Here is a 16991-nt window from a genome sequence, read left to right on the forward strand (position 1 = left end):
GCGGTCAGTCGGGCAGCGCCTGTCGTGGAGGTCCGTCGGTGCCCTTCCTGCGCCGCCAGCCTCGGGACAGCACGCCCCAGCCGGTGCTGCCGATGCCGTCGGTACCGCCTGTGCCGTCGGTACCGCCGGTGCCGCCGTAGCCCCCATAGCTCGCATAGCCACGCCGCACCGCCCCCCGGTTGAGCAGGTAGCCGATCAGCGGGGTGTCGGTGAAAGCGAGCCGTTCGCGGGCCCGCCGCAGGTCGGTCAACGAGGTGCCGCGGTTCACCACCAGGAGCACGGCGTCGGCCTTGTCGGCGATCGTCACGGCCTCCGACACGCCGAGAAGCGCCGGGGTGTCGATCAGAACGAGGTCGGCCTCGTCCGCGGGGTTGACCAGCTCGCCGAACGCCGTCGAGCGGAAGAGAACAGCCGGGTGGCGTCCGTTGCGCTCGCGCGCCCCCTCCCCCGACGAGGCTCCGGCGACGGCGACCGCGTACGTCTCCTCGCCGTCGTCCCCGAGGCCGATCACGGGGAACTCCCCGTCGTCGCGACACAGCTGCGACAGCTCCCGCGTACGCTCGTCGGCGTCGATCAGGCGCACCCTGCGCCCCTCCCGCTTGGCCGCGAGTGCCAGGTTGAGGACCGTCACGGTCTTCCCGTCACCCTGTCCAGCGCTGACCACGGCCACGACCTTGCCGCCGCCCATCCGGGACAGAGCGTGCTCCAGGGAGGCCAGCACGAAGTGGTATGCCTCCGCGGCCACCGGGTCCGGACCCTCCTGCTGCGACTGCGGTCCACGCGCTCCACGCAGCTTCGAGCTCAGCTGCGGCGTCTCGCCGAGCAGCGGGACCCCGAGGATCGCTCCGGCATCGCCCTCGGCCTCCACGCGGCGGTTCCGCCCGGCTGCCCACCATGCCCAGCCGCCCGCCACGATCAGCCCGATCACGGCACCCAGCAGGGCAAGCAGGAGCGGGGCGGGCCCCGACGCCGAAGCCGGCGGCACCGCGCGCTCGAACGTAACGATGCCCGATCCGTACATGGCGGCCCGGGCAGCGATGTCGTCCTGACGGACCTGCAGATCGCTGATCAGGTCGGCGACGTGTTGTGCCTTGCGCTCCAGAGCCGCCTGGTCCGCGCCTCTCGCCTGCGCGGCCTGGGTACGGGCGTCGTCGAACTCGGCATCACGCACGGCCACGACCCGCCGGAGCTGTGTGATCGCGTCCTCGGCGTCCGCGGCGATCCGCTCGCGGGCCATCTGCTGATAGGCGGCGCCGACCGCGTTGGCCATGTTCGCGGCCTCGAGGGGGTCGCTGGAGGTGCCGGTGATCGTGAGGACCGTGAGGTCGGCCGAGGGCGCGACCGTGACCGAGCTCCTGACGTCGGGTGTGCCGCTGCTCCCGAGGGAGGCCTGCGCCCGGCTGTAGACCTCCTCCGAGCCGGCGACCCGGGCCTGCGTGGCCATGAAGATGGCGTGGTCGCCCGCTTGGGACTGGAGGGACCCCTCGAGCGGCTGGACCGACGGGCTTCCCGGGTCTCGGAGGTACAGGTTGGCCTGGGCCTCGTACCGGGCCGGGAGCAGCAGCGCTGCGGCGAGCCCCACGCCGGCGGCGAGCACCGCCACGAGCACGATGACGCGCCGGTACCGCCACAGGGACTCGGCGAGACGCGGCCCGCCGACCCACGTACTGGCCTCCTCCGGCGTCCACATTGTTTCGGACACTGTGACCTCGCGGTTGCCTGCCACGGATTCCCCCTCGTCTGGCGCGCCATGCTCGCAGTCCGGCGCTCCGAGCGAATCGTCAGAATTGGGGGCGCGCCGCTCCGAGGTGGGTTGATCCCATCGAGTGGCTCTGACGCGTCGTGTCCGCAACCGATTGACTGGCACAGGCGCAGCTGCCCGCGGGGACAGGACGGAGAGGCGGAATGGTGTGACGGCGTTCCCGTTCGTGCTGATGTACCACTCGGTAGGCCGGGGGGTTTCGGCAGCCGAGGACCCCTACCGGGTGACCGTGACACCCGAACGGCTCGACGGTCACCTCCGGGCGATGCGCCGCCAGGGCCTGCGCGGGATGTCGATGCGCGACCTGCTCGCCACCGGCGGGCGCGGGATGGGCCTGACCTTCGACGACGGCTACGCCGACTTCCTCGACGAGGCACTACCCGTGCTGCGTCGCCACGGCGCGACGGCGACGCTCTACGTGCTGGCCGGCCGGCTCGGCGGGGAGAACGCGTGGGACCCCGAGGGGCCGCGCAAGAAGCTGATGACCGCCGAGCAGGTGCGGACCGCCGCAGCCGCGGGGATGGAGATCGGGTCGCACGGGATGCTGCACCGCTGTCTGCCGGAGCTGACCGCCGCCGAGCTGCGCGAGGAGACGGTGGAGAGCAGGGTGCGGCTGGCCGAGGTGACGGGTGCGCCGGTGGAGGGCCTCGCGTACCCGTTCGGCGAGGTGGGCGATAGGGAGATCGTCGCTGCCCGAGCGGCGGGCTACGACCACGCGGTCGCCGTGGCCTTGCCGGCCGGGGTGAGTGCGTGCCGTCACGCGTTGCCGCGCGCGTACGCCGGACAGCGCGACGGCGACCTGCGGCTGTTCGCCAAGCGGCTCCGCCAGCGGCTGCGCGAGCGGCGGTGAGGTGTACCGAATTCGACGACCACCCCGCCCGAATCGTGGCACTGCATCGAATTGCGGCAAATTGCGAGTGGATGGCGTTTCCTGATCCCACCGGACGACCCGGAACCGGCCCGCGATCCCACCCGACACCCGACGCTCGCGTCATCAGGAGCGGGACTCGGCCCGAGATGATCATCGTGGTGCCGCCCGGCGGGGTTCGGCGTCGTCGTGCTCGGCGCTTCGGCACGAGGGACAACGCGATTCCGACCACGGATCGTGATTGCCGATACGCTTCGCGTGGTCGACCGGAGACCCTGACTCGGCTTCAGGACGTCGGCGCCGCGGCCGATCGCGCCAAGGGCCTGAACCAACCGGGCCACGAGGTCGCCGTCCAGATGCAATTGAGTCAAAAGGAACCAAACAGTCTCCGGCATCACCCGTCACGATTCACGACAATGACAGAAGGAAAGACGATCCTGACGGGTAGCGTGCTTCGACGTGCGTCCATCCCCCCGAAGCGCATCCGCTCCCCGTACTCCGAACGCCGATGTCCCGCTGCTGATGATCGCGTTCAATCGTCCGGAGAAGACTCGGCAGGTGTTCGACGCCGTCCGGGCGGCGGCTCCCACACGGCTGTACCTCGCCGCCGACGGACCCCGCGTCGACGTCCCTTCCGACGTCGATCGCTGCGACCGAACCCGCCGCGTGCTCGACGACGTCACCTGGCCCTGCGAGGTGCGGCGGCTGTACCAGGCGGAGAACCTGGGCTGCAAGCGTGGCGTCGGCGCTGCGATCGACTGGTTCCTCACCCACGAGGAGAGCGGAGTCATCCTCGAGGACGACTGCATGCCCACCCTCGACTTCTTCCCGTTCTGCGCCGAGCTCCTCGAGCGCTATCGCGACGATCCCGAGGTCATGATGATCGGCGGGCACAACCCGCTCGGGATGTGGGACTCGACCGAGGGCAGCTACGTCTTCAGCCGGACGGCCCCGATATGGGGATGGGCGACGTGGCGGAGGGCGTGGAATCGCTACGACCCCGCGCTGACGAAGTGGGCGGAACCGCAGGCGCGTGCCGTGGTCCGGTCGAGCATGCCGTTCACGGAGTACCACATCACGCGCCAGAGGTTCGACGACGTCCATGAAGGCCGGGTCGACACGTGGGACTTCGGCTGGGCGTTCGCGATGCTGATCAACCGCGGCGTCTCGGTGATCCCGAGCGCCAACCTCGTCGCCAACATCGGCTTCGACCAGGAGGCCACCCACACCAGACGCCCGTCGCGCCGCGAGACCGCCGTGCCGACCCACCCGATCGATTCGCCCTTGCGGCACCCGTCGTCGACGACCCCCGACAACAGGTTCGAACGGGCGTTGTTCAAGAATCGCTTCCCGCTCGGACGGCGAGTGGTCGCCACGATGCCGCCACGCGCCCGGGACCGGGTGCGCGCGGCCGTGTACGGCGCGGTTGCTCTCGTCGGCCGGGTCGCCGCTCACGCGAGAGGTCCCGCTGACTGACCGCACGACCAGTTCGATGCGAGGGCCTGCAAGCCCGGAGCCGCGGACCGGAGCAGGCAAAGGATCTATGGCCTACGGGCACTGATGTCCGTTATGCTCCGAACGCCGCACGGCCGGTGGGGGGCAACGGCGGCGGGCGTGATGGTGCGAACGATGCCCGACCATCGTGTCGATCACTGTACTGGGCCGGGGGCCGATCCTCACCACCGGGTGTCCGATCACGCTCCCGGACGGCAGCAGCCCGGTGCGGCCAGCCAGCTCCCGCCCGCCGGCGTGACGGAGCCACCGGCAACCCGGCGTACGTGACAGGAGGTTGGGGTGCTGCAGGCTGATGCGCGGGGCGGGGTCCTCTGGGTCACCAGGGACAACTCGGCTCCGCACCCGTATCTCGTGGAGGCGTGTCGGCGCGCCGGCGCCGACGTCCGGGAAGTGCGCTGGGCCGAGGAGGTCGACGGTGGGCGGCCCATCGGGCGCTTCGTCGAGCTGGGCCGCGCCACGGGCAGAACGCACCCGATGAGCTTCAAGCTGATCAGCCCACAGCTGCTGGCGAAGTTCGCGCGGGCGAGCGAGGACGTCGCCATCATCTACGAGCTCGGCCTCGTGGGCCTCTACGCCGGCATCTCCAAACTGGTCCGGCGGCGGGCCTTGATCTCGCTGGTGGAGGGGGACTATCGGCACCTCGGACGGACGGGCACGGTCTGGGCCAAGGTCGCCCTGCGGCGGCTGACGGCGCGCTCGATCGATCTGTTCATCGCCAACAACCCGCCGGCCAGGGACTACCTCGTCGAGACCTTGAAGGTGCCGCGCTCCCGGATCGTCACCGGCTGGTGGCTCGCGGGTCTGCCTCCCGACCTGCCCGGCCGGGCCCCGGTCGGGGCGGGCGCGCCGGAGGGCGCGCCCGTGTTCGTCTACGCCGGCCGACTGATCGCACCCAAGGGCGTCGACATGCTGATCGAGGCCGTCGCCATCCACGAGCGTGCGACCGGCCCCTGCGCTCTGTGGATCTTCGGCGACGGACCGGAGCGCGAGCACCTGGTCGAACTGGCCTCCCGGCGCGGGGTACAGGACTCGGTGACCTTCTTCGGCAGCGTCGACCCCGGCGCGCTGAAAGGTGCGATGGAGCTGTGTGACGCGCTCGTGTTCCCGACCCTGCAGGACCTGGTCGGGCGGGTGGTCGTCGAGGCGCTCACCCTGGGGGTCCCGGTCGTGGTCTCGCCCATGACCGGCGCGGCCGGCACGGTCGTGCAGGACGGTATCAACGGGCTCGTCGCGGATCCGCGTGACCCGCGCGAGCTGGCTGACGCGCTGGCGCGGTCCGCCGAGCCGCGAACCCGCCGGACGCTGCATGAAGGCGCACGGCGCAGCAGCGCCGTGCTGGCGCCCGACGCGGTCGCCGCGCGGATCCTGCGCGCGGTGGCGCTGGTGCGCGAGCGGCGGGCACTCCCGCGCGCAGCGCGGCGTGAGGCGTCAGCTCACTGATCGACGCCCGTTCCCCGGGGCCGTTCCGGCTTCGCTAGGCCCCGCAGGAGGCCGGCTGGATGGTGTTGCCGCTGAAGCTGATGTCCCGGGCGGCGAGGTCGGCGCCGTTGTCGGCTCCCACGCCTACGGGGTGCGCCCCGTCCCCGGTGCTGCAGATCATGTTGTCGTGGACGCGCAAGCCGGTGAGCAGGTGCGCCGGTGGCGTCGAGTCGGGACGTTCCTGCTGGGTTCCGGTGATCCCGTTGTAGTTGCCCGAGAGGCGGTTGCCGTAGACCTCCACCTCGGAGCTGGAGGCCACCGTGATGCCGCCGTCCCAGTACCACCCTGAGGCGCCGAACCCGTTGCGGTATATCCGGTTGTTCCGGATGGTCGCGTCCCGGCTGATCTCGTAGAAGATCCCCTCCGCGCGGTTGCCCTCGACCAGGTTGTTCTCGATGACCACGTCGTGGGCGTTGATGTCGGCCCAGATTCCTTTGCAGTCGTTGTCGTGGACGTGGGCGTTGCGGACGGTGACCTGCCCGACGTCCCACTTGATGCCCCCGCCCTCGAAGGCACAGGGGGCCCGGAGCACGTGGTTGCGCGCCAGCTCGGGCCCGTCCAGGGTGGTCGGGTCGTTGTCGAGCCCGTCCAGGACGATGCCGGTGGCTTCGTTGCCGCCGATGCCCAGCTGATCGTTGTCGTTGTAGCGGCCACCGAGGATTCTCATGCCGTCGGCGACCAGGAGACCCGCCCAGGAGTTGTGCAGAGCCGACACGTTGCGGACGAGCCAGCCGCTGGCACGGGGATCCGGTTGGATGGCTGCGCCCTGCCTGCTGCTCTCGTAGTCCCGCACCGTGATCGAGTCCAGGGTCACGTCTGTCGCCCCACCCGAGAACGCCGACGGGAGGCTCCGCCCACCGTCCAGCACCGCGCCCGGCTCCCCGCAGTACGTGTCACCAGACTGCGGCCGGACGCTGAAGTTCCGCGGGTGGACCCCCGCCTTGACGATGTAGGTGGTGCCGGGCCCGTGCGCGTTCACGACGCTCTGGGCGTCGTCCCCGACGCCGATCCCCACACCGCCTCCATCGAGGCACGACGACGCGGACGGCCGTGCTGGTTCGCCCGGGGGCGCCTGGGGAGGACGTGGCGACGTGCTCCGCGACCCGGCCGTGATCGTGACGACGGCGATCAAGCCGAGTACCAGGCTCCCCGCGACCAGCGCCCACCGCCGCCTCCGGTCACGACCCGACCCGGGGGTGGCGGGGTCATCGAGAGGCATCGGGGTGAACGCGGATCTCGGCCAGCCGCTTCTTCAGATGGTCGGCCAACCGCAGAGACAACGCGACGACCGTGAGCGTCGGATTGGAGCATCCGTAGGTCGGGAACACCGAGCTGCCCGCGACATAGAGGTTGCGGATGCCGTGCACCCGGGAGTCGGCGTCGACCACCCCCTGGGACGCGTCGGTGTGCATCCGTGTCGCGCCGAGGTGGTGGAAGTTGCCCTCGAACAGGGTCGGTGGTTGCTCGTCACCCAACATGAGCTCGACCTGGCCGAGCCCCGCTCCCCGCAACGCCTCGTCGACGGCTTCCTGCGACGCTCGGATCGAGGCGCGATCCGAGTCGGCCGGTCGCCAATCGACACGAGCGACAGGCAGGCCGAACCGGTCGCGCCGGGTGCCGAGAGTCACCCGGGAATCCGGGTTGGGTGCCTGCTCGCCCTGGGCGCGCAGAGCGAGGACGCCGCGGGCGTCATCGGGCATACGCAGACGCTCTCGAGCGAAGGTGCCGAGGTCCCCGAGACCGGCGACGACGTTGCGGAGGTGACCGCCGATCCCCGCCGGCAGCGGTCGGCGGCTCCGGGCCTTGGCCAGGGTCGCGAGCGATCGGACCGCCTCGCTCATCATGGAGAGGTTCCGAGGCAGCGGGAAGAACGCGCAGTTGAGGAGCTGCCGTTGCCGCTGCGCGGCGTCCGTGACCCGCAGCGCCCCTTGCACCCGTACCCCGGGTGTCGGCTCGTTGACGTCGTAGAGGCCGGCACGACGCACCAGGTCCGGAGAGGCCGGGAGGATGTACCCGGTGCGGGCCGACATGCGTTCGGCGAAGAACCGTCCGACCAGGTCGTGATCGTTGCCGAGACCGTGGCGGTGGACCCGGCGGCTCTGCAGCAGCAAGCGCGGGTTCTCGATCCCGCCCGCGGCCAATACGACCAGCCCGGCTCGGACGAAGCACCGTGAGCCGTCCTCGCGCCGCAATTCGACACGATTCACCCGGCCGGGATCGCCGTCGGTGGCCAGGTCCACCACCGAGGCGTGGAGCACCAGCGTGACGTTCGGAGCGCGGACCAGCTCCTCGTAGAACCCGCTGAAATCGTCGATGCCGCGGTGGAACACCGTGCTCTCGACCGTACCCGGGAGCAGCGGCAGGGGTGGCGTCCGATCCTGGTCGGCCCAGCGCCGGGCGTCGTAGTCGAACGGGCCGAGCCGGCAGAGCTCCTGAGCCTGGACGTAGTACGGCTCGAGGTGCGCGCGGTCGAACGGCCAGCCGGAATAGCGAATCCCGGGCCGGACTTCGAAGTCGATCGGGTCGAGTGGCCGAGCAGCCCAGCTGTCATCACCGGGCCGGAACCAGTGCCTGCTCGTCCCGCCGAACGCCCGCACCCGGGACTGGTGCAGCCGGTGGAGGGGATAACCGTCGCTCTGGCCTCGATTCAACCGCTGCGCGCCGCGTTCCGCATCCCTGCCGCCACTCTCCAGCAGCCAGACCTCGGCGTCGTTGCCGATCAGCTCCCGGGCGATCGTGATCCCCGCCGGACCGGCCCCGACGACGCAGACGTCCACGTCGACCTGCTGGTCGTTGTCGAGCTCCCGCACATCCGACAGCACCTGTGGTCCTCCTCCCTCGTCGCCGAGCGATGCTAGGTCGTCCGGAGAGGGATGGCGGCCGCGGTCGTAAACGCGAGCCGGACCGGCAACCACTTGGGCGACGGGCCGAGCGCCCTGACCGTTGGTAGCCGGAACAGCCGAAGCACATCTCTGGCCTCGGCGAGCCGCCCTTTTCGCAGCCGGCGATAGGCACCGGCCAGAATGAATTGATGCATGTAGTCGGCCTCCCAGCGGCGCACCTCACGCTCGGAGACGACACCGGTGGCGACGGCCCGGTCGAAGATGCCGTCGAGCACATCGATCGTGCGCGGGTTCCACATGCCCATGGTCGCCGCGGCCTCGTGGATCGTGTAGGCGCAGGTGGCGACGGGCATGCACCGCGCGCCGTAGCGGGACAACAGCCTGACCCACATGTCCGTGTCGGCCGCGTCGCCCACCTCGGGCTCGAACATGCCCGCCGCGGCGAGTGCCGTTCTGCGGACGACGACCATCGGTTCCCGCACGAAGGACGAGTTGCGGAGAAGCCGACGCAGCGCCTCTCCGGGGGGCAGGTACTGCTCGCGTTCGAAGGTCTGCTCGCGTCGTTTGACCCCGTCGACGTCCACGATGTGGGCCCCGAAGACCACGACCTGCTCGCGGGAAGGCATGCGGCGGAGGCCGTCGATCATGAACTGTCCGGACGTGGGCAGCATGAGATCGTCGTCGTCGAGCTGCTGGACCCATTCGCCGCCGGCCAGCCCGGCCGCGAGGTTCATGTTCTCGATCATTGCCAAAGCCGGACGATTCCAGACGTAGGTGTGCCCGCCCGGCCAGTCCGTGAGCAGACGCTCCACCACGCGCCCGCTGGCGTCGGTGTCCGAGCCGTCGGAGACGGTGACCTCGACGTGCTCGGCCACCGGGGCCATCGCGGTGATGACCGAGCGCAACGCCCGTTCGAGCAGTTCCGGACGATTCCGAGTGGGCATGACAAGCGAAAGGACGGGGCTTGTCACGAAAGACCTCCAGGCGGCCCATCACGTCGCGGACCACACCACGATCTCAGGTGGTGCCGGGCATTGAATCGTCACTCTTGACGACCGACACGGGACGCTCGCGCTGCCACCATTCTCACCGTCTTGCACGGCGGCCCCAGGAGAGCCGGATGTTCGCTCGTCACGTGCGTGTCATCGGCACGGGCTACGTAGGGTTGACCACCGGCGCGTGCCTGGCCTCCCTCGGCCACTCGGTGGTGTGCGCGGACATCGACGTCGCCAAGGTCGAGGCGCTGAGCCGGGGCGAGGTCGAGCTCCTGGAGCCAGGCCTCGGCGAGCTCGTCACCACCGGGCTCGCCGCGGGACGCCTGTCCTTCGTGGTGGGCGCCGAGGCGGCCCTCGACGATCCCGACGGGCCGGCCGAGCTGGTGTTCCTGTGCCTGCCGACGCCGATGGGCGTGGGCGGGGTCGCCGACCTGTCCACCGTGGAGAGCGTCCTCGAGAACGTCCGCGACGTGCTCCCACCGGGAATGGTCGTGGTCAACAAGTCCACGGTCCCGGTCGGCACCGCCCGCCGTACCGCCGAGATCATCGGCCGCGACGACGTCGCGGTCGTCAGCAACCCGGAGTTCCTGCGCGAGGGCTCGGCCGTGCGCGACTTCCTCAACCCGGACCGCATCGTCGTCGGCGGCGACGCCCAGGACGCGGCGGAACGGGTGGCGGCGCTCTACTCCCGCCTCGGCACCCCCACGGTGCTGACGGACGCCGCGAGTGCTGAGCTCGTGAAGTACGCGGCCAACTGCTTCCTCGCCGTGAAGCTGTCCTACGTCAACGCGCTGGCCGAGCTGTGCGAGAGGGTCGGCGCCGACATCGACGACGTCACCGAGGGCATGGGCTACGACCACCGCATCGGTCAGTCCTTCCTCACCCCCGGCCCGGGGTGGGGCGGGTCGTGCCTGCCCAAGGACACCCACGCGCTGCTCCAGGTCGCCGATGTCGTCGACTTCGAGTTCCGCCTGCTCCGCGCGTCGATCGAGACCAACCTGCGGCAGCGCCAGCGGATGGTCGACAAGGTCCGGCTGGCCGTGACCGGGTCACGCACGGGGTCGCTGTCGCGCACCCGCCTCGGCCTGCTCGGCCTCACCTTCAAGGCGGGGACCGACGACCTGCGCGACTCCCCCGCCATCGCCGTCGCCGCCCTGCTGCGGCAGGCCGGAGCCGAGCTCGTCGGGTACGACCCCGCGGTCTCGCCGGACTCGGAGGCACCCGAGCTCGCCGGCATCGAGGTCGTCGACGATCCCGCCGTCGTCGCGAAGAACGCCGACGCCCTCGTCGTGCTCACCGAGTGGCCGGGGTTCCGCACGCTCCCCTGGTCCGACCTGGCCCAGCTCGTGGCGCAGCCGGTCGTCGTCGACACCCGCAACATCCTCGACGCCGACGTCCTCGACCGCGCCGGGTTCACCGTGCACGCTCTCGGACGGCGCCGGCCCGGTTCCTGAGGTCCGGACCGACGACGAGGCTCAGACCCCGAGGCTCACGTGCAGGCTGATCCCCAGCAGCACGAGCGGCCACAGGAACAACGCGAGGAGGAACGACAGCAGCGACGAGAGATCGGTGATCCCGTAGCCGTTGGACAGGGCCACGACCAGCCCGACGATCAGGTAGACCACGGCCCCCAACGAAATGCTCCGACCTCGACGCATGGCTGACTCCTGACCTCGTGGGTGTCCGCCCAGCCAACACCCACGACGCTCCGTGTCCATTCCGGGTCGGTCAGCGGCGGCTGAGGACCACCAGACGGCTCCCGGACGGCGCCGGAGCGCTCGGCGGCATCGGGTTCTGCGCCAGGAGCTCGTCCAGCCCACCCACACGCCGCAGCTTCTGCCACCCGAGCCGGATCCCGCCGAGTGCGGTGACCATCGAGCGGATCAGCACCGCGTACATCAGCTGCCGATAGACGATCTGCTGCAGCGGCAGGAACACCAGCACGCCGAGCTTCTCCCGCTCGAGCCGGAAGGCGATGATCGCGGCCACGACCTGGACGGCCAGCACCGACGACCACATCACGAGCGTCGTCACCGGGTCGAGGAAGAGCAGCCCGTAGACCAGGAAGATGTCGACGAGCGGCGCCAGCAGCGGCAGCAGCACCTGGAACACCGCGAGGTGCGCCAGCCCGACGCGGCCGAACCGGCCCGAGGCACCGGACTCCACCACCGCGCGGCGGTGCTTCCACATCGACTGCATCGTCCCGTAGCTCCAGCGGTAGCGCTGGCGCCACAGCTGGCCCAGCGTCGCCGGCGCCTCGGTCCAGGCCCGCGCCGAGTCCTCGTAGACCACGCGCCACCCGGACCGGCAGATCGCCATCGTCAGGTCGGTGTCCTCGGCGAGGGTGTCGTCGCTGACGCCGCCGACCTGCAGCAGGACCTGGCGGCGGAACGCGCCGACCGCGCCCGGGATCGTGGGCATGCAGCGCAGCACGTCGTAGACGCGGCGGTCGACGTTGAAGCCCATCACGTACTCGATGTGCTGCCAGCGCCCGAGCAGGCCCCGCCGGGACGCGACCTTCGCGTTCCCCGCCACGGCGCCCACGCTCGGATCCCCGAACGGCTGCACCAGCCGTCCCACGGTCGACGGCTCCAGCACCGTGTCCCCGTCGATCATGACGATCAGGTCGTGGCGCGCGTGCGCGATGCCGGCGTTGAGCGCAGCGGGCTTGCCGCTGTTCTCCTGGCGGATCACGCGCACGTTCCGCAGCCGCAGCGCCTCCACGATCTCCGCGGTGCCGTCGGTGCTGCCGTCGTCGACCACCAGCACCTCGACCGGGTGCTCGCTCGCGACCAGCGATCGCACGGTCGCTGCGATGTTCTCCTTCTCGTTGTAGGCCGGGACGATCACCGAGACCGGTGCGGTCACCGGCGGGCCCCACGAGAAGCCGGGCGCATGCCGCCGGCGGTGGTGCCGCACGGCGACCACCAGCATCAGCACCAGCCGGATCACCACCAGCACGCCCACGATGACCAGCAGCCAGGTCAGGGCGTCGACGACGACCCCGGCCACCGCCACCAGCCCGATCAGCGTGGCGCCGGCGAGGTGCGCGCCGGCCGACACGGCCCGGTTGTCGGCGGGCAGCCCGACCGCCGTCTCCGCGGTGGCGAAGCGGTAGCCCTGCGCCTGCATCTCGGGGATCAGACGGTCGAGCGCAGCGACGGTCTGCGAGCGGTCCCCGCCGGCGTCGTGCATCAGCACGACCCCGCCCGCGCCGTTCGCCGGCACGGCGTTGCGCACGATCGCGTCGACCCCGGGGCGCTCCCAGTCGCGGCTGTCGGTGTCGGACAGCACGGTGACGTAGCCGTCGGCCCCGGCGGCCTGGAAGGAGTGCAGCGCGTCGAGGGTGACCGCGTTCGCCGTCGACGAGTACGGCGGGCGCAGCAGGTAGCTCGACTCCCCCAGCGCCCCGGCCAGCACGAGCTGGGTCTCGGAGAGCTCGCGGTCGATACGCAGACCCGACGCGTCGGACAGGTCGGGGTGGGTGAACGTGTGCAGGCCGACCTCGGAGCCGGCGGCGCGGATCTCGCGCAGCAGCTCGGGGTGGCGCGCGGCGTTCGAGCCCACGACGAAGAACGTCGCCGGCACGTGGTGGCGCTGCAGCACCTCGAGGACCCGCGGGGTCCAGGTGGGGTCGGGGCCGTCGTCGAAGGTCAGCGCGACCGTCTTCGCGGGCATCCGGGCGCTCGTCGGGTTCGCACCGCGCGCGTCGATGACGGGACCGCCGTCGGTGATGGCGGGCGGGACGCCGTCGGTCGCGTCGACCTCCGGCACCGCCCCGCCGGCGTCGACGCCGACCTGCGAGCGCGCCAGCCCGTCGACCAGCAGCAGGCAGCCGAACATCGTCAGCGCGATCACGACGAGCACGACGCCGCGGCGCGGCAGCCAGGGGCGCCGGGTGCGGGGTGCGCGCTGGGCGGACCGGAGGTCGCGGCCGCGACGGGCGGCGTGACGGGCCACGGTCAGGCTCCCATCGGGAGAATGTCGGAGCCCGCGGCGCCGAGGGACGAGCCGCCGGACGACGTGGTGGTGTGGGTGCCCGCCGCCGTGGGCGCCGCGTGCCGCGGCGCGTGGTGGCGGTGGTGGTGCCGCTGGCGGTGCGTGTCGAGGTCGTCCCACACGCGGTGGTGCCCGCCGGTGGGCGAGGAGACCACCACGGGTCGCGACGTGTGCGTGACGACGCGGACGGCGACCAGCGACGAGCGCGTCACGCGGTGCACTACGGGAGCGGCCGTCGGCTCGGCCGCACGGTGACGCACGCTGCTCGCTGGGCGGTGGCGCGGCCGCCCGCTGCTCGTTGCGGCGTGGCGCGGCGTCTCGCTGCTCGTCGCGGCGTGGCGCGGCGTCTCGCTGCGGCTCGCGTGCCGGGCCGCCGGCCGGGTGACCGCTGCGTCGGTGACGCGGGGGTGCGCCGGGGTCGCCGCGACGACGGTGTCGGCCGGGACGTCGACGCCGCCGTCGTCGTCGTCGCCCTCGTCGATCAGGGGGCTCGGCGTCAGCGGCACGCCCGTGGCGGCGTCGATGGTGCCGCCGGTCGAGGTGACGGTGAGGCCGAAGGCGGCCAGGTAGGCGACCGACGCTGAGGCGCCGAGGTAGCCCAGCACCGAGAGCCCGCGCCGGCGGCGCCCGCTCGCGTCGACGAACACCGGCGCCGTGGCGACCTTCTCCCGCTCGGCAGCGTCCATGACCGTTCCCCCTGTGACTCCGGAACCACGAAATGGATCCCCTGATCAGCCATCGCCACGGAGGGTGGTCATCGCTACGGCATCGGTGTCACCCGAAGTAGTGAATACCGGTCACCGGTTCGGCCGCCACTCCGCAGCGTCGCCGTCGGTGACGCTCGCGTCGGCCATGGCGGCCGCGTTCGGCATCGGCCACGCAGTGCCGATGTCGCGCAGCGCCTGTCCCATGGCGCGCTGCTCGGTGGCGATGCGGTCGGTCAGTGTGTTCATCTGCTGCACCGCCGTGAGGATCAGGGTCGCGGCGCCACCGACCGCCACGAGGATCGCGCCGCACGCGGCGGGGATGCCGACCACGGTGGCCGCGCCGACGATCGCGGTGACGACGGCGATGACCATCAGCGCGGCGGCGGCGCCGAGCGCGAGCCAGAACGACTCGATCTGGTCGGCGAGGCCGTGCAGCGAGGTCGAGAGCGCCTGGCTCTGCGCGGTCATCGTGCTGAGCTGCTCGCCCTGGCGGGGCACCATCGCCTTGTACGCCTCCGCGCCGCCGCCCTCCCACTCGATGTTCGTCCGCATCTGGTCGAGGCCGAGCTTGCCGCCCGCGTCACTCAGGGCGTCGGCGACCACCGACCAGCCCGCCGCGGCCTGTCGGAGCCGCTCGGGGTCGCCGGGCTGGTCGAGGAACTGACCGAACCGGTCGAGCACCGACTGCATCTCCGCCCGCACGCGCCGGAGGCCGTCGCGCACCGCGTCCATGAGCTCGGGCGAGAGGAGGACCGGCCCGCCCACGGGGACGGGTGCGGACGCGGCGGCGGCCAGGGTCTCCTCGGCGGCGGCGAAGAACTCCCGCAGCTTCTGCTCGAGATCGTCCACCTGGGCGCGGACGTCGTCGACCACGGTCATCGCCCGCTCACCCGCCGCCGGGCCGCAGGGCGTCGAACCCGTGCGCGCCGGCCGCGTCCTCGCGCTCGTAGACGTCGGCGGCGGCGCCCAGCGCGTCGGCGATCGCGCGGAAGGCGGCACTGCCCTGGTCGATCAGCCGGCCCATCCGGGCGCGGACGTCCTCGTAGGTCCGATCGACCCCGGCGTCGACCGCCCACATCGAGAACGCCGCGGGCTCGACGAGCGCCAGCGCCAGCTCGCGGCGTGGCTGTTCGAGCGCCGCGATGCCGGCCCGCCACACCTCCGCGTCGGCGCGCAGCGCCGCGAGCTCGACGTCGATGCCGCCGTTGTCCGGGCCGGTCACGGCCGCATCCCGGCCAGCCGGACGAGCCGTTCCGGATCGGCTGCGAGCTGCTGGAGCGCCACGGTCGCCGGGTGCATCGGGCGTGCGTCGGCCGCGCCGCAGACGCCGGCGAGCACCTCGCCGACCTCGATCTCGATCCCGCGGGCGGAGGCGCCGCGGGCCCAGGTGATGTCGACGGTGACGTCGGTGACGACGCCGTGGTGGGCCGTCGCGGTGACGTGGTGTGCCGCGCTCGCGCGCGTCGCGACCCTCGGCACCCGGGTCGCCTCCGAGACATGGGCGACGTCCCTGGCGACGTCGGCGAGCAGCCGCTCCAGCGAGCCCCGCCAGGGCGCCAGATCGGGCACGCCCGACGGCGCAGGTGGCGGCGCCGCACGGAGGTTCTCCTCGAGCCTGCGCGCCACCGCCCGCCCGGCCGCCGCGACGACCTCGGCGCCGAGCCGGCGGGGGTCCACCGACTCGCGCCAGTCGTCGGCCACCGCGACGTTCTCGAGCTGCCCGGCCGGGCCGAGGGTCACGACGACGATCTCGGAGGGCCGTGCCGGCGGCGGCACGGTGGGCGGGCCGCTGCGGGCGAACTCCGCGAACTCCGCGTCGTCCAGCCCGGCGAAGCCCCAGCGTCGCTCGTCCACGTGCCCCACCTCCCCCAGCGCACCCGCTCGGAGCGTGACACGGCGACCGATCGCGGAGGGGCCGAACGGGAGAACCTCTAGAGTCGCGCGGTGCTTCGTGATCGACCCGTCCTGCCGCGACGAGGGTTCCTCACCCTGGGCGCCCTCGGTGCCACGGCGGCGGGATGGACCGTGCTCGCCGGGTGCAGCAGCCCGACGGTCGCCGCCGCGCCCGGGCCGAAGGACCTCACCGACCCCGCGCGCCGCCACGTCGCCGAGGCCGTCATCAGCACCTTCGAGAACTCCACGGTCGAGCTGCCCTACGCCGCCGCGCAGCGCCTCGACGACGGCCGCGGCATCACCGCCGGCCGCGCCGGGTTCACCAGCGGCACCCACGACCTCCTGCTGGTCGTGCAGCGCTACGAACAGATCGCCGGTGGCCCGACCCCGCTCAGCAAGTACCTCCCGGCGCTGCGGACCATCGACCGGCAGGTCCAGGACGGCAACGACGGATCGAGCACCAAGGGCCTCGGCGGCTTCGAAGAGGTCTGGCGCTCGACCTCACAGACCGACCCCCGGCTCAACCAGGCCCAGGACGCCGTCTACGACGACCTCTACTTCCGGCCCGCCATGGACCGCGCCCGCGCGGCCGGTGTCACCACCGCCCTCGGCCAGCTCTGCCTGCTCGACACCGGCATCCAGCACGGCGTCGGCACCGGACCCGACGACCTCCCCGCCCTGATGACCGAGACCGGTCCGCAGGCCGCCGACGCCCCCGCCTGGCTGCGACGCTTCCTCGAGGTCCGCCGACAGCACCTCGAGCACCCCGCCTACGAGGAGACCGCCGAGGTCTGGCAGGAGTCGCTGCCCCGCGTCGACACCCTCGAAGCCCTCATCGACCAGCAGCGCTTCGACCTCGCCACCCCGATCTCGTGGACCTTCGCCGGACAGAGCTTCCAGGTCTGACCAGCAGCATCGCGGTACGGTGCG

At 71.9% G+C, this 16991-nt stretch carries 15 protein-coding genes; 5 read left to right on the forward strand and 10 right to left on the reverse strand.

Going from position 1 to position 16991, the window contains the following annotated elements; all coding sequences use genetic code 11:
* Positions 1-4: 4 nt before the first annotated feature.
* A complete protein-coding gene (locus QSK03_RS15730) occupies positions 5-1852 on the reverse strand; it encodes a tyrosine-protein kinase domain-containing protein (RefSeq protein ID WP_285653757.1) in 1848 nt (615 codons plus the stop codon).
* 133 nt (positions 1853-1985) lie between these two features.
* On the opposite strand from QSK03_RS15730, the gene QSK03_RS15735 reads away from it, so the two are divergent.
* From QSK03_RS15735 to QSK03_RS15745, 3 genes are all read left to right on the forward strand, one after another.
* Positions 1986-2612: a polysaccharide deacetylase family protein gene (locus QSK03_RS15735; RefSeq protein ID WP_285653759.1), complete on the forward strand. Its 627-nt coding sequence runs from the start codon at positions 1986-1988 to the stop codon at positions 2610-2612.
* Positions 2613-3188: 576 nt separating this feature from the next.
* Positions 3189-4106: a hypothetical protein gene (locus QSK03_RS15740; RefSeq protein WP_285653761.1), complete on the forward strand. Its 918-nt coding sequence runs from the start codon at positions 3189-3191 to the stop codon at positions 4104-4106.
* A gap of 513 nt (positions 4107-4619) precedes the next feature.
* The gene (locus tag QSK03_RS15745) at positions 4620-5585 is read left to right on the forward strand and encodes a glycosyltransferase family 4 protein (RefSeq protein WP_285653763.1); all 966 of its coding nucleotides are present in this window, start codon (positions 4620-4622) and stop codon (positions 5583-5585) included.
* Positions 5586-5619: 34 nt separating this feature from the next.
* On the opposite strand, the gene QSK03_RS15750 is transcribed toward QSK03_RS15745, so the two are convergent.
* The 3 genes from QSK03_RS15750 to QSK03_RS15760 all read right to left on the reverse strand — a co-directional run bounded on the left by QSK03_RS15750 (position 5620) and on the right by QSK03_RS15760 (position 9438).
* The gene (locus tag QSK03_RS15750; protein ID WP_285653765.1) at positions 5620-6639 is read right to left on the reverse strand and encodes a right-handed parallel beta-helix repeat-containing protein; all 1020 of its coding nucleotides are present in this window, start codon (positions 6637-6639) and stop codon (positions 5620-5622) included.
* A 190-nt stretch (positions 6640-6829) separates the two neighbouring features.
* Positions 6830-8446: an FAD-dependent oxidoreductase gene (locus QSK03_RS15755; protein WP_285653767.1), complete on the reverse strand. Its 1617-nt coding sequence runs from the start codon at positions 8444-8446 to the stop codon at positions 6830-6832.
* Between the two features lie 32 nt (positions 8447-8478).
* Positions 8479-9438 (reverse strand): glycosyltransferase family 2 protein, encoded by a 960-nt coding sequence (locus tag QSK03_RS15760; protein WP_285653769.1) that lies wholly within the window; start codon positions 9436-9438, stop codon positions 8479-8481.
* Between the two features lie 149 nt (positions 9439-9587).
* Here QSK03_RS15760 and QSK03_RS15765 point away from each other — a divergent pair, with 149 nt between their 5' ends.
* Positions 9588-10916, forward strand: coding sequence for a UDP-glucose dehydrogenase family protein (locus QSK03_RS15765; RefSeq protein WP_285653771.1), 1329 nt, complete (start codon positions 9588-9590; stop codon positions 10914-10916).
* A gap of 21 nt (positions 10917-10937) precedes the next feature.
* Here QSK03_RS15765 and QSK03_RS15770 read toward each other — a convergent pair whose 3' ends face one another.
* The 6 genes from QSK03_RS15770 to QSK03_RS15795 form a co-directional block, all read right to left on the reverse strand.
* Entirely contained in the window at positions 10938-11087 is a 150-nt protein-coding gene (locus QSK03_RS15770) for a hypothetical protein (RefSeq protein ID WP_285653772.1), read from the reverse strand.
* A gap of 103 nt (positions 11088-11190) precedes the next feature.
* Positions 11191-13422 (reverse strand): bifunctional polysaccharide deacetylase/glycosyltransferase family 2 protein, encoded by a 2232-nt coding sequence (locus QSK03_RS15775; protein WP_352232003.1) that lies wholly within the window; start codon positions 13420-13422, stop codon positions 11191-11193.
* Positions 13423-13424: 2 nt separating this feature from the next.
* The gene (locus tag QSK03_RS15780; RefSeq protein WP_285653773.1) at positions 13425-14147 is read right to left on the reverse strand and encodes a hypothetical protein; all 723 of its coding nucleotides are present in this window, start codon (positions 14145-14147) and stop codon (positions 13425-13427) included.
* A 111-nt stretch (positions 14148-14258) separates the two neighbouring features.
* Positions 14259-15047 carry a hypothetical protein gene (locus QSK03_RS15785; protein WP_285653774.1) on the reverse strand — a complete coding sequence of 263 codons (789 nt, stop codon included), beginning with the start codon at positions 15045-15047 and terminating at the stop codon, positions 14259-14261.
* A 7-nt stretch (positions 15048-15054) separates the two neighbouring features.
* A complete protein-coding gene (locus tag QSK03_RS15790) occupies positions 15055-15390 on the reverse strand; it encodes a hypothetical protein (protein WP_285653775.1) in 336 nt (111 codons plus the stop codon).
* On the reverse strand, positions 15387-16022 hold the full coding sequence (locus tag QSK03_RS15795) for a hypothetical protein (protein ID WP_285653776.1): 636 nt from the start codon (positions 16020-16022) through the stop codon (positions 15387-15389). The genes QSK03_RS15790 and QSK03_RS15795 overlap by 4 nt, the downstream gene beginning before the upstream one ends.
* A 90-nt stretch (positions 16023-16112) precedes the next feature.
* On the opposite strand from QSK03_RS15795, the gene QSK03_RS15800 reads away from it, so the two are divergent.
* Positions 16113-16967, forward strand: coding sequence for a chitosanase (locus QSK03_RS15800; protein ID WP_285653777.1), 855 nt, complete (start codon positions 16113-16115; stop codon positions 16965-16967).
* Positions 16968-16991: the final 24 nt, after the last annotated feature.

This window comes from Actinomycetospora sp. NBRC 106375 (assembly GCF_030269665.1).
Classification (GTDB): Bacteria; Actinomycetota; Actinomycetes; order Mycobacteriales; family Pseudonocardiaceae; genus Actinomycetospora.